The sequence below is a fragment of the Echinicola strongylocentroti genome (assembly GCF_003260975.1).
GTDB lineage: Bacteria > Bacteroidota > Bacteroidia > Cytophagales > Cyclobacteriaceae > Echinicola > Echinicola strongylocentroti.
In genome coordinates this window covers 6055522-6070054 of the sequence record NZ_CP030041.1, presented here as the reverse complement: position 1 = coordinate 6070054, position 14533 = coordinate 6055522, and the positions used below count along the sequence as shown (strand labels likewise).

The 14533-nt window shown below is 42.9% G+C and carries 7 protein-coding genes; all 7 read right to left on the bottom strand.

From position 1 onward, the window contains the following. Nucleotides 1-2 precede the first annotated feature (2 nt). A complete protein-coding gene (locus tag DN752_RS23655) occupies nucleotides 3-3449 on the bottom strand; it encodes a SusC/RagA family TonB-linked outer membrane protein (RefSeq protein WP_245949393.1) in 3447 nt (1148 codons plus the stop codon). Between the two features lie 141 nt (nucleotides 3450-3590). Continuing rightward, entirely contained in the window at nucleotides 3591-4640 is a 1050-nt protein-coding gene (locus DN752_RS23650; protein ID WP_245949392.1) for a FecR family protein, read from the bottom strand. Continuing rightward, nucleotides 4637-5290 (bottom strand): RNA polymerase sigma factor, encoded by a 654-nt coding sequence (locus tag DN752_RS23645; protein ID WP_112786263.1) that lies wholly within the window; start codon nucleotides 5288-5290, stop codon nucleotides 4637-4639. Before DN752_RS23645 ends, DN752_RS23650 begins: the two co-directional genes overlap by 4 nt. A 1197-nt stretch (nucleotides 5291-6487) precedes the next feature. After that, nucleotides 6488-7942 carry an alpha-L-fucosidase gene (locus DN752_RS23640; protein WP_112786690.1) on the bottom strand — a complete coding sequence of 485 codons (1455 nt, stop codon included), beginning with the start codon at nucleotides 7940-7942 and terminating at the stop codon, nucleotides 6488-6490. A 205-nt stretch (nucleotides 7943-8147) separates the two neighbouring features. After that, the gene (locus DN752_RS23635; RefSeq protein ID WP_112786262.1) at nucleotides 8148-9929 is read right to left on the bottom strand and encodes a RagB/SusD family nutrient uptake outer membrane protein; all 1782 of its coding nucleotides are present in this window, start codon (nucleotides 9927-9929) and stop codon (nucleotides 8148-8150) included. Nucleotides 9930-9949: 20 nt separating this feature from the next. Next, the gene (locus DN752_RS23630; RefSeq protein WP_112786261.1) at nucleotides 9950-13387 is read right to left on the bottom strand and encodes a SusC/RagA family TonB-linked outer membrane protein; all 3438 of its coding nucleotides are present in this window, start codon (nucleotides 13385-13387) and stop codon (nucleotides 9950-9952) included. A gap of 39 nt (nucleotides 13388-13426) precedes the next feature. Then, the gene (locus DN752_RS23625; protein ID WP_112786260.1) at nucleotides 13427-14482 is read right to left on the bottom strand and encodes a FecR family protein; all 1056 of its coding nucleotides are present in this window, start codon (nucleotides 14480-14482) and stop codon (nucleotides 13427-13429) included. Nucleotides 14483-14533 lie beyond the last annotated feature (51 nt).

Here is a 14533-nt window from a genome sequence, read left to right as displayed (position 1 = left end):
GTTTAGAATGTAACATTAAGACCCAAGTTGATCCTTCTTACTGTCGGATAGGCTCCTTGCCAAGATGGCCCTCCAAAGTTGGATTCCCTGTCATCGGGCATGTCGGTCCACAGCAAGAGGTTGTTGCCATTGATGTATAGTCGCATATTGCTCATTCCCATATTTCTCACCCAGTCCGACTGGAAATTATAAGCGATTTCAGCATTCTTTAGCCGGAGATAAGAACCATCGTAGAGGTACCTTGGGCCATAATTATAACTGGCAGGCTGTGACCTCCATCGCGGTAGAGGTGAATCAGCGGACGTATTCTCCTTGGACCAATAGGTCCCCTCGTCATAAACCAGGTTCAAGCCTCCGCCCAAACTGCTGAGTGAGACGTCCCGCGTCACGTTGTTCACGCCGTAAAACTGTACGTACAGGCTCAGGCCTTTCCATTCTATCCCCAAGTTGGTGCTATACGTGTTTTGGGGAACGCCAGAAAAGCCATAGGGAGCAGCATCAAAAGAATCTACAACACCATCACCGTTAAAATCTACGATATAATAGTTCCCCGGCAATTTGGCCATATCATTGGTGTTGTGCTGGGGACTGCCATATAGTTCGTCCCAAGTATTGTAATAGCCCGCACTGATATGGTTCCTATATTGCCCTAATTGATAACCTGCATTCTTCTGATAATCAGGACGTAGTTCGGGATCATCCCGATCAAGGACTTGGTCGATGGCATGGGTCATGGAAAAATCTCCCCAAAGTCGAATTCCACTGCCAAAGGTATGGTTAAGACCGATGGTCAGTTCATACCCTTCGGTTTCCACTCTTCCCAAATTGGCCGCTGGGGCCGTGGCACCATAATAACTGGGTACCGAACGTCCGCTACCCATTAAGATATCCACCCTATTGTCCCTGAACCAATCCACGCTACCGCTGATCAGTCCATTCAAAAATCCAAACTCCAACCCTGCATTGTATTTATAAACCGTCTCCCAATGCACATTGGGGTTACCTACTGCGTTCTGTCTGAACCAAGTATAGGGGCTGTCTTCTCCCGCTTGACCAATCACCCCCATTTGGGAAGTGCTCCCGTAGGCCCACTGATCCATAAATAGGAAGCGTCCACCGATATTGTCATCCCCTACTTCTCCATAAGAAGCCCGTAACTTTAACCGGTCTACAAAGGTCAGGTTTTTCATAAAGTTCTCTTCGGAAATATTCCAACCCAATCCCCCAGAGGAGAAAAAGGCAAAACGATTTTCGGGAGAGAACTTCTCAGAGCCGTTGTAAGCACCGTTATACTCGATCATGTACTTATTTTTATAATCATAAGTGGTCCTGAACACCCAATCTTCCCGGTAACTAGGAATGACACTTCCGCTGGCATCCTCCTGCCTGTTCAGCAGTCCCATCAGGGAGAAATTATGGTTTCCTTCAATGCTTTTCGCATAGTTCAATTGTAGTTGATAGAAAAGCCTTCTTTGAGATGCATTATTGTCCACTTCCCCAGCTTGGTCCTGCCATGTAATCGCCTCCGCATAATCAAAACGGGTATTGGGATCCAGTATATTTGTGAAAGTAGTTTCTCCCGTAAAAGGATTGATCCACTTAGTATTGGGGCTGTTATAAAGGTCATTTATCCCCTTATTGGCTTCCTGAAAAGAATTATCTACCGCCAGGGTTCCTTTAAAGTTTAGCCCTTCAGTGATCATATCCAGGTCTTGTTGGAGCACAAAATTGGTAGAAAGCCTTGTCGTGGTAATATAATTGATACCACTGATAGCCAAATTCAACAAGGAGTTGGTGACCGCATAATCATCAGGAATATAAGTCCCATATGCCCCATCAGCGTACCGGGGTAAAAAAACATCGGGAGGACTTCTATAGGCCGAATTCCAGTAACTTTCTGGAAAATCATAGGCCCAAGGAGATTGGCGAACGCCATAAGTCCCGCCGAGGTTAACTCCCAATTTGGTAGTTGGTGTCAACTGAAAATCAAGGTTACTCCTAAAATTGATCCTGTTGAAGTTAAATCCAGCCTGGTAGCCCCTTCCAGTTTCAAATTTCCGAAACAGATCACCTTCGTACTGGTAATCGATACTGGTAAAATATTTGACGAAATCCGTTCCTCCTCTTACGCCCACATTGGCATTATAGGCCATGGCTTGGTCCTTGAAGACCACATCCTGCCAATCCACGTTTGGATATCGCTCCATTTCCTCCAGGTTGGCAGGAAACCGGTACTTCTCCCGCATGGCCTGTGGGATCATCTCATCCCAGCTGTTTGGACTCAGGGAGAGTTCACGTTCGATGGCCTGATTTCTTACGCCTATCGCGTCATAGGAATCCAGCTTTCCGGGCAATTTGGAAACCGACTTCATGGTGGTGCTGATATTGGCAGTGATTTCCGCCTTGCCTACGCGACCCCGTTTGGTGGTTACGATGATCACGCCGTTGGCACCCCTGGATCCAAATACTGCTGTAGCCGAGGCATCTTTCAGTACAGAGATAGATTCCACGGAATTGATGTCCATATTGGCAAAGAACTCCGGACGCTCCACTCCGTCCACCAGAATCAAAGGGGAATTTCCATTCCAGCTGTTTTGGCCCCGAATGACGATCTGGGGCATTTCCTCTCCCGGTGTACCCACACTGGAAGTAGTGATCACCCCAGGCAAATTACCAGTCAGGGCCTGTCCTACATTGGACACCCCACCAGTGCGCTTGAGCACCTCTCCATCGGTTTGGGTTACCGCACCTACTATGGTTTCCTTTTTCTGCTCGGCATAGCCCACTACGACCACCTCGTCCAAGGATTGAAGGTCTTCTTCCAAAGAAATATCAATGGTATTTTGGGAACCAACAGTTATGGTCTGTTCGACAAACCCCACAAAGCTAAATACGAGGGTTTCTCCTTCGTTGACATCAATGGTATATTCTCCATCCACATTGGTCACGGTACCGCGGGTAGTCCCTTCTATGCGGACTGTCACGCCTGGAATAGGCATACCATCGGTGTCGGAGACTACTTTTCCCGTAATTTTCACGACTTCCTTGGATAGCGCTACTTCCTCAACGGCCATATCACCGGACCTTTTTCTGGTGATATGGATCGCATTATCCACTCTCACAAATTTGAGTGTTGTTTTTTGGCTAATTTCCTTAAGGACATCGACTAGAGGCGCCCCTTTTCGGTCAATATCCAATTGTACATCCTTAAAGGAGACTTTCCCCTTGTTATAGCTAAACTGAAAGCCAGTCTGCTCTTCCAGTTCGGTTATGATCTGGGCAAGGCCTGTGGATTCCACCTGAATGGTCACCTCTACCTCATCCAACCGCTTGAACTGGGCATTCCCTGTGTTTGCCATCAATACAGCCGTAAAGAACAACTGAAAGATAAAAGCACCCACAAAATATCTGGAAAGCATAATGATTTGCCTTAGTATTGTTTTTTCCATACTTTGTTTAGGATTTTAAGTGCATAAAACTTGAGATTGGCCTTTGTCTGGTTTGGCGATTGGATCAAAGGCCCCTAGGGCAGAAAAGTGACCTTTTCTGCCCTTCTTTCAGCTGGTATTCCTGTACTGTTTTTTCATAGGTTATTGTTGTTTTGGGTTATAAATTGTGACGTTTTTTCCTTCTATGGCATAGGCAAACTCTGATGCTATGCCAATTCCTTCAAGGACATATTCCAATGATTTGTCGTGGTAGGTTCCCGAGTAGGACCAGTCTGCATTTAGTGTAAGTTTGGAGCTAATCTTGACCCCGTACCATCGCTCCAGTTTCATGACCACCTTATCGAAAGGATCATCTTTAAAGATGAGGTAGTTATCTTTCCAGCCGCATATTTCCAGTGGGTCAAATTGCCTCTTGGATACGGCGCCATGAGGCACTTTGGTCAACATTTCATTAGGTTGCAGCTGCTCCATATCACCTTTTTGGGAGACATAAGTGACGCCACCTTCTACCAGGGCCACGGACAAAAATCCTTTAAAACTGCAGAGGTTGAAGGATGTTCCCGTCACCCTGACCTTTTCTTCCCCCAGATCGACAACAAATGGCCTGGCATTATCTTTTTTCACCTCAAAATAAGCCTCTCCCTCCATCGTCACCTTTCTTACATCACCCGAAAAGGTCACCGGATAGGACAACTTACTTTTGGCATTAAGATAGACCACCGTACCATCTGGCAACCTAAAACTGGATTTTTGACCTGCGGGATTATACTTGACCACCACTTCATCTTGGGACAATGAAGTAGCCTCTCGGTCTTCTAAGTAGAATTTAAAACAATAGACACTGGAAAAAGTCACCAGTAGTATAGCTGCCACTTTATGCCATCCTCTCCACCTAATGTGCAAGGTGGGTTTTGAACTTTTAGGTGGTGTTTCCGAAATAATACTTTCATAAAGATCTGTATACGTCTTATCGGAAAGGCAATAGCTGTCCTTATAATCCACAAAAAGTATCACCTCCCTTGCTTTTTGGATAAGGTGAATTTTGTCAGGATGCTCAGCAATCCATTTTAACCAAAAATGATCAGTTTCATCGCTAGGTTTTTTGACCCACCTGATAAAAAACTCATCATTCAGAAAATCCTCAATATCGAATTGGCTGTACTTCATATACACTTGTAAGGATTTGCTCATTTCAAGCATCCGTTGACATTAACTATTTCTTTCAGTTTTGCCATGGCCTTATAAACCAATGATCTGGCAGTTTTTACTTCCTTAAAAGCCATCAAGTCGGCAATTTCCCGGTAACTCAGCTCTTCCTGATATAACAGGAGAATTGCCTGTCTTTCCCTTTTGGTCAATTGGTTGAGGGCTTCCTCCAGTTCCTTTTTTCTTTCACCTACCAGTTCCTGATCGATTAATTTGGTCTCGTGGGAAGCCTCTATCAAGAACTGATCAGTGCTGTTTTCAAGAGACACAAACTCATCTTTTCTTTTTTTCCTGATAAGTTTGAACAGCTCCCGATGAAAGACGGTAAACAGGTACCCCTTAATACTATGGACATCCCCCAACCGCATTCGCTTTCTTCTTACGTCCACAAACATGGCCTGCAAACAATCCAACACCCATTCATTTTGTTGGCATACCTGCATGCCGTAATTGTATAACTCTGCAGCATGCTTCCGGTATATATAGTTAAAGGCAGTTTCATCACCGTTTTTGAACGAGCTCCACACCTCAAAATCACTTTTATCAGCGTAAACAATCATGATCTTGCTGTGCTTCATTAGGAGCATAGGAAATTCAGCTTTATAGTCACTGTTTGTATTTTGGGTCTTTTTCATGATGGAGCAGTCAACTTTTTGACTCTTCACTTATAAAGAGAAGAGGGGTTGTAAAAACAACCTCAAAATTTTTTAATTATTTATTTTCACAAAACCATACACCCTTAAAAAACCTTATTACCTATTATAAAGAAGGAAACTACCGATATACTCAACAGAATAATACACGTAGCTGCTATTGTTACGTAACTAAAAATCCGTATTGGTTAATTATCCTATTTTCCTAGGGTTTGGGTGGTGCTGGACTTCGGAAAAATTTTTCCTATGAGGATAGCAGTTGAAAGGATGTGGCCCGTGGCCCTAACGAATTTTTCCTTTGCTGACTGTCCAGTACATATGGTATAAAAGGAAGGAGAAAATAATTGGTGTGTAAATGATTCTTCATGTTCGGTTGTGGGTTTTAGTTAATTAATAATGTTAATTTACACCCTAACCTTAATAAAATAAACTAAGCCCCTCATATTCAAATAACTGATTTACAACTACTTAACAAAATCATTGCGTTTATTTCCAGTAAAACAAAATGGATAAAAAATTACTGATTTGTAAGCTATACACCTTTACGGGCCCTTATATCAAAACCACCATTTCGCTTAAGTGAAATAACTGATTACCAATTAGTTAAACACAAAATAACTATTACAATCACATGGCTCCCTTGGTGTTAATACCATCATATGATGGCACTAGGCCATTTAAAACGAGGCTTGCTTAAACTTGCCCCCCTGTGAATTTTTAACTTTTCCCTAACTAAAAATCATCCCATGACAACTAACAATTCCTTGCCGGAAGCTCCGTGCTACCTTTGATAAAAAAACAAGCGATCAATTAAAATTGATTACCAAAAAAGGATCTTATATCCTTACTATTTTTACAAAAAAGACAGGGTGGTTTTTCCTGAAGATGGGTTTGGAGAAACACTTCAAAGTGACTAGACATTATCTAAAATCTTTTAATGGAATGACAAAAGCAATTTAGAAGTCCCTAGAATTAAAAATAAGATCCTTAAAATGGATCTGTCACGCCGAGGTAAATCAGTGTTCTATCCGAACCATCCTCAATCCCTCAACTTTTCTGTTTGACCCAAAGTGGAATACAGCTACGGGATTTTTGAAAATTTAACCTAAAAATAGAAAAGTGCTCAAAACCAATTAAAAACTGTTTCGAGCACTTTTTAGACGAATCAACGATCACTCATCACGTTTTAGCTTTTTGATAACTATTATTTTGATCTATTTCATTAGATGAAGGTTCGATTACAATCACAATTGGAGAGTCTATATGTTCACTAAATGGATAATGAATAAAGAACTCATTTTTGTGGATTTCTTCAGGGACAAATGATTGACTTGAGTCTTTTAAGCTATAGACTTTGTCTAGGCTAACCTTATCTGGCGTTTTAATTTTCAAAGCACCGTTTAACGGCCTATTAAATACGATCATGTAGATTTTACCCGTTTGTCTATCTTTAGTGTAATACCCCCAATCCTGCTTTTCCCAATCTAGGTAGCCACAACCATAGATCGCCTCATTGTTTTTGTCCATCCATTCGCCAATTTCTTTAGCAAGCTGCGTTTCTTCTTGACGGATTTCACCTTGACCATTTGGTCCAAAATTCATCACAAAATTACCATCCAAGGATACCGACTTTACCAACATCTCAATCAATTCATAGCTAGTCTTCACATGTCCCCTCCAGTCAGAATGATATCCCCATTGGTTTTCGGGCACGGTCATGACACAGTCCCAGTCATTCCCTTTGGTTTCTTCGTATGTTTCAGGTAGTTTTCGTTCCCAGCCTTGCTCATAATCCCCCATCAGGTCACCATTACTGTCAAAATGTCGATTGCCGTAATCATCTGGCCTAAAGCGACTTCCAATAATCAGGCCTGGGATCATTTCACGCATCTCTGTAGCCAAGTTATCTGCAAAGTCCGCCTGTTCTTTCCACGCTGCATCCCAAGTACCATCAAACCATAATCCTTTGGTCGTGGGATACCGCTCCAAAAGTTCCAGCAACTGGTTTCTGGTAAACTCTTTAAATTCTTCGTAGGCCTCTTTATCATTGATAGTTTCCAGCTTACTACGGTAACCTGGATGGTTCCAATCCATCACCGAAAAATAGAGGTAAACATCAATGCCCACGGCATCATACGCCTCTACCAAAGGGCCTATGATATCATTACCATACGGGGTATTGGTCACGTCATAATCTGTAAATTCACTTGGCCAAAGGCAAAAACCATCATGATGTTTTGTGGTAATGATCATGTACTTTGCTCCCATGTCCTTGGCTTGCTCCGCCCAGGCTTTAGGATCAAATTCCGCAGGATCAAATTCTTTATACAGATTATCGTATTGCTCATTGGGCATTCCTTTCCAAGCTCGGATCCACTCAGCGGCACCACCATAATACGCTCCGTTCCAGTGACCGCCAGGAATGGCATAAAGACCCCAATGGATAAACTGACCGAGGCCATAATTCCGCCAACGCTCCATCATTGGATCGGTTCTCTTGCCCAATCGGTGCGCCCCATGTTTTAATGTTAGAGAGTTTCTGGGAGTATTTTCTGGCGTTTGTGCTTTTAGTGGTGCCCATACTGCCCCTATTAGCAATAGTGGCAATACGACCCTAATTAGTAGCTTATTCATTTTGTTTATTTTAATTATCACTATCAAACCCCAAATCATCTTAGATTGTGGTTCTATTTCGAAAACTTTTCTTTTTTGTCATTCATGCTATCGGTATTAGGTAAAACAGCTGAAACCTAACAGTAGATAAGAAAGAGGCCACTTGACCTCTTCTTAATCTACAATTACCAGCACAAAACTTTTTAACTCAATACCAGCTAAAGCACTAGTTGGATTCCCACCCGGGGTTTTGCTCCAAATTGGAGTTAAGCACCAAATCTTCAATCGGGATGGGAAATAGATACTGTTTCTCTTCATCAAAGGCCCTACCGTCAGGAAGAGTTTGATAATAAGGCAAGAGGTAGCCTTCTTCACTTAAAAACACGTCTTTGTCCACGATGACATTAGGAAACTGTTCTTGGACAAACTTGATTCCCTCAACGGGGATTTCCAGGAATTTACCCGCTTTCCATCTCATAAGATCATCCCACCTAAAACTCTCAAAGGCCAGCTCAACACGCCTTTCCCGCCGAATCTCCCTCAGCACTGCTTCGGGGACATAATCACAGTAAGTAGCATAATTACCATCCAGCATTGGATCTGAAGGAATGCTGCCCAACATCAAAGGCGGCATATCCACCCTTGCCCGAATAATGTTAACAGAATTGTCCAGCACAGCTTGGTCCATTCCCCCTAGTTCATACTTGGCCTCAGCATAATTTAACAACACCTCTGCATATCGAAACACCAGAGCAGCTTGCATTCCATTGGTCACACGGTCCCAATCTGCGGGATCATTCAAAAACCACTTTGCCACTCGATATCCTGTTGGACACTTATTACCCGTCAATCCAGGAATATTGGGAAATGGGGCATTATTTGCCCCCTGTACACCATCTTGCAAGTTATAGGTTCCGAAATTTGCCACTGTCTGAGGAAGTCTTGGGTCTCTGTTCATCATTTCTGATTGGATGGAATCTTTACCCATAAATAGTGGACTTTGGGAAAGGGGCAGGCCATCTTCACAAAGGTATTCATCGACAAGGTTACGGGTGGCACCGTGACGATGGCGCAGGTTTTGGGCGTAGTATCTACTAAATGCCACTCCATACGTAAGATCTGCCGAATACTCCCTCCATAAAATCACCTCTGGATTACCATCATAACTATAAGTAGCGAAGAGATCATTATAATCTGTAGAAGGATTTCCTGTACTGTATAGGCTATACCCACCAGTCATCAACTGTTCTGCTGCTTCAACCGATGCGGTTAAAAACGCTGTCCCGTCCAGCCCAAGTTCTGGATGGTATTTTCGATATGTCCCCTCATAGAGACCTATTCTGGACTTAAGGTGCAAGGCAATATCCTTATTTAACCTGTCGGCTTTTTCTTCGCCCTTTGTAGGAAGGAGTTCAATGGACTGGTTTAATATGCGCATTACCGAATCCATCACCACTTCCCTGGAATCTCGGGGAGCGTAAAGCTCGGGAGAGTTTGTTTCCAATGCATGAGTGATCCATGGCACATCCCCGAAAGTTTTTACTTTCTTGAAATAATCCCATGCTTTGAAAAACAACACCTCTCCTAGATAAATATTTCTAACTTCCTCTGCCACATCCCCTCGTTGGTAATTACCTAAGAAATAATTGAGATCACGGATATTTTCCCAGCTCCATCCACTACTACCACTACCACCACCAACATAGGTATTGTATTGGTCAGCAGCCACTTTGGAATACGCTTCGGGAGCTGCATTATCAGTAATGACATCCCCATAGGCAATGGCCTCATTGTACCCATATGGAGCGACCGTGCTCGTCCCCCACCCGGTGCCAAAGCCAGTAATATACTCCGTATAAAAACTGTTACAGTACAGTTCCAGGTCTTGTTCAGTTTTCCAGAAATTCTCATCGGTAATCTCATCTAGTGGGTAACGATCCATAAATTCGTCATTGCAACTGGTAAGAAGTCCCACAAGACAAGTTAGTGTGATATATATTTTTTTCATGATTGTGTCAGTTTTAGGAATTAGAATGTGATTTGCATACCAGCAGCTAGAGACCTCAACATGGGATAACTTCCGCTCAGCACTTCTGGATCAAAAGTATCCGGCACACTCGTAGCTTCCCATATATTGTAGGCTGAGGTGTACACACGGACCCTGTCTAAACGGATACGTTCGGTAAGAGTCTTCGGAAGAGTATAGCCCAGCGAAATATTTTTTAACCTTAAATAAGCGGCATTCTGCAAGTACCTTGTTTGTGTTTGACGGTTGGCTCCACTGGAACGGTATCCTGGAAAGTAGGCATCGGTCCTTTCAGGCGTCCACGAATTTTCATACACTTCATAGGTACCCGTGCCACCAGCTATGCCTCCCCAAAATAGATTACTACCAATCCAAACATCTCTTTTGCCTACCCCCTGAAAGAAAATATTAAGATCGAAGCCTTTCCAAAACACGTTCATGTTCAGACCAAACTGGTACCTAGGTGTGCTATTGCCGATAATTTTCCGATCCCCGGAATTTTCAGCAGTACTTTCTCCTGGACCAACTTCTCCATCACCATCCAAGTCGTGATACTGCACATCTCCGGGAAACCATAGCCCTGAATTGATCAGCTCTTGACTTGGAGCGTTATCGATTTGCTCTTGGTTCTGGAAGAGACCTGCCGTTTCATAGCCCCAAATTTCCCCCATCACTTGTCCAGTATACAGGGAGCTAAGCAATTTATTGGGGTTGCCATTAAATTCAGTGATCTCAGATTGGTAATCAGACAGGTTTAGAGACAGGTCATACCGAACGCCGTTGTCCAATACGTCTCGCCATTTGGCTGTCACTTCCCAACCAGTCGTCGTCATTTCTCCTGAGTTCTTGGTCGGAGAAGAGGTTCCCAAAACAGCCGGATACTTATCACCAGCTACCAAAATATCCTTGGTCGTTCGCTCATACCAATCAAAGCTCAAGTCAAGCTTATCAAAAATCGCCACATCAAACCCTACATCAATCGTGGTAGCCGTTTCCCAGGTCAAATCTGCATTTACCAATCCTGGAGGAGTAATCCCTACGGGTCTGACACCATCAAAAAGATAACTGATTTGTGCGGTGGTCCCATAGGAAGGGATATAGATGTAGTTACTTACATTTTGATTGCCAAGGCTACCATAAGAAGCCCTTAATTTCAGTTCATTCACTACTGGCCGTAATCCTTCTGCCCAACTTTCTTCACTGATTCTCCAAGCGCCCGAAAGGGAAGGGAAGAATTTAAACCTCCGATCAGAAGGAAACCTGGAGGTACCATCATAGCGTCCATTGGACTCTATCAGATAACGATTATCATAATTATAGGTAAATCGGTAAAAAGCCCCCCGAAGCGCCCATTCGGATTCATTGTCATAAGCATATTCATTTCCCAAAGTTTGACTAATCACAGGTACATAGGGTGTCAATATTTGTTCTCCCCTTCCCCCCAAATAAGTGTACTTGTAGGATTCTTGGTTAAACCCACCGAGTACATAAAACTCATGGTCATCAACTGTCAGGGAGTAGTCAGTAAAAACGTTGATGGTAAACTGATCTGAGTGTTGGTTCCATCTTTGCACCGAACTTGGATTAGTGTGCACTGTAGTGGGCGCATCCCATCTGTTCTCGATTCGTTCCAGTTCAGGAATAACCTGTTTTCTCCTAAAATCATACGATTTATAAGAAATATTCGCTTTTACGTCCCAGCCTTTCATTACGTGAATTGTGGGAGCAATGGCCAAAAGGATATTCTCCTTTGTCTCGTCATTTCTAGATCCATAATCCATGAAAGACAAAATATTATCAGTATACATTTCCCCCACCGGAGATGTCATCGGTGTCATGATCGGCATATTAATGTTCCGACTTGGCTCCTGTGACATGGCTGTCCACCATCCTCCTTTTCCTGAGGGACTTACAGGTTCGGAGTAATTGGACTGACTATAAGAAGTGCGGAATTCTACACTGAACCAATCTGTAACCTCGTTATTGACATTCAGCATCATGTTGTATCGCTTGAACATGTCAGTATTGATCTTATATAGACCATCTTGGCCTTGATAGCCCAAAGAGGCATAATAGGAACTTTTATCACTTCCACCTGACAGGTTCAGGTTATGCTTTTGCATGGGGCTGTAATTTCTTAATGCCGCTTCGTAGGGCTGCGTGTTCCCTACCCAAATAATATTGTCACCTGCATCCATAAAGTAAGGAAGCTCTGATTCGGGATTATCCATGTACCGCTGGATGTTTTCCAACTTCAATTGCATATCCGAAGAGGGTGTCCTATTCTGTAGTTCTTCGGCTTTGATCGCCGCTTCTTGAATGGTATATGCATCCAATAAATCCGGCACGGAAGAAGGCTTGTTCCACTGAAAACTATTGGAATAACTTATTTTAGTCCTTTCACCTTTAGCTCCTTTTTTTGTGGTTACCAAGACCACTCCATAAGCCGCACGCGACCCATAAATGGCCGCAGAAGCTGCATCTTTCAATACTGATACACTTTCTATATCCTCCGGATTGAGCTGGTTGATATCCATCTCCACACCATCTACCAAGATTAGCGGGCTACCTGTTTGAAAAGAACCTCCTGAAAAAGAAGTCCCACCACGAATATTAAAAGAGGGACTAGTATTGGGAGAACCGTTAGAAATACCAACATTGAGGTTAGCAATGGTTCCCTGTAGCGCTTGGCCTACATTTGCTACCGGACGGTTTTCCAGCATTTCTGAAGACACTTGGCTTACGGCACCTGTAAGGTTCACTTTTTTCTGGGTACCATACCCCACGACAACTACTTCATCCAATGCTTTGGTATCTTCTTCCAGCTGTACGTTGAAAACCGTCTGACTTCCTACAGGGAGTTCTAGAGTTTTATACCCAATGGAACTAAAGACTAGCACCACACTTCCATCGGCTACCTCAATACTGAATTTTCCATCAATATCTGTCACCGTCCCGGTATTTCCTCCTTTGACACGAATGGTTACGCCCGGAATTCCCATGGGTTCATTCTCAGAAGTAACCTGTCCTGTAACGGTCTTGACCACACTGATCACAGAAGTATCCTTGGTTGAATTAAGTTTGTTTACATTAATGACATGGTTGATTTGCCTAAATTTTAAATTGGCCACACCTGAAATATCCTTAAGGATATCGGTTAATGAAATGTTTTCTTTATCCAAGGATAATTTCCTGTCTACTTGTATGATATCCTCATCGTAAAAAAAACTAAATGAAGTTTTTGATTCAATGGAAGAAAACACCTTTCGTAAAGTGCTATTTTGTTCATGTAAGGAAATAAAAACATTATCCATGTCAAGATCTCCCTGTAGGTTTTCTGCTGCTTTCGCCACATGACAACAGGCGAAGGTAAGTAGCAGAAAGAGACCTGCCAGATTCCTCCAAAAATCGCCATAGGCCTTAGGTACATTTTTTCTCATAGTATTAGTAGGATTAAAGGTGAAAATTAACTTACTGTTTTATGGTTGTATATTGATGATGACGTTATGTCCATGGATTTGATAGGAGATGTTTCGTGCGTATTTCACGCCTTCCAGCACATTTTTTAAGCTTTCGTTATGGAAAACACCGCTGACTTTCCAGTCTTCTGATGGCTTGCCGACAACTGTAATTTCAACTCCATACCAGCGCTCTAGGGTTTTTACCAAGGTGGGCATATTTGTTCCTCTGAAAACTAGCTTGCCTTCTTTCCAGCCGAACTGTTGCTCGTAATCATATGTACTCTTGACCGAATGCTCAAATTCCTGACGAACAGCAATCATCTCCCCGGGCTTTATGTATTGCGGAATAACAGGCTCTTTCGTGTCCAATGGATAGACGGACACCAATCCTCTTTCCAATGCAATATTTACCTGCTCGTTGTTATAAGCTGATACGATAAAAGAAGTACCATGTACTTGGGTTACCACTTCACCGGCATGCACTAAGAATTTCTTATCTTGATCATGGGTAACATCAAAATAAGCTTCCCCTTCCAAAAACACTTCCCTATTTTTCTTTCCAAATGACTCAGGGTAGCTGATCTTACTGCCAGCATTAAGCACCACCTGGGTTTTATCAGGAAGGTAAAATGCCGATTTTTGTCCTTTGGGATTTTTCTTTACTACGAAAGCAATGGGAGTGGATTCTTGGTATAAGCTCGTGACTGGAAAGGAGGATAGGATAAAAGTTGCCGCTAGTATTACTAGGACACTTGCAGCTATCAATCGAAAGCCCCATGGCAAAACTCTTGAAAACCCCCACTGCTTACCTTGCCCCTCATTGAAATAGGCACTGGGCTGATCCTTTAAGACTTGACCCAAAATATCTTCTTTTCTTTTACCAATATCTGGATCACCGCCAAATTCCATCTTCTCCAAAATGCCTTTTGCCAGTTGAAATGAGGATTGGCTTTCAGGGTGATTTCTAAGCCAATTGTCCCAAAACTCTTCACTTTCTTGTCGTGGGTGCCTTACCCAATCAACAAAATATTGATTCGATAAAAAATAGCTGATGTCGTATTTACTTTTCTTCACCGTTACTTGTCCTTTTAACCTATAGACAAGTAGAACTTAAGAATGACATCA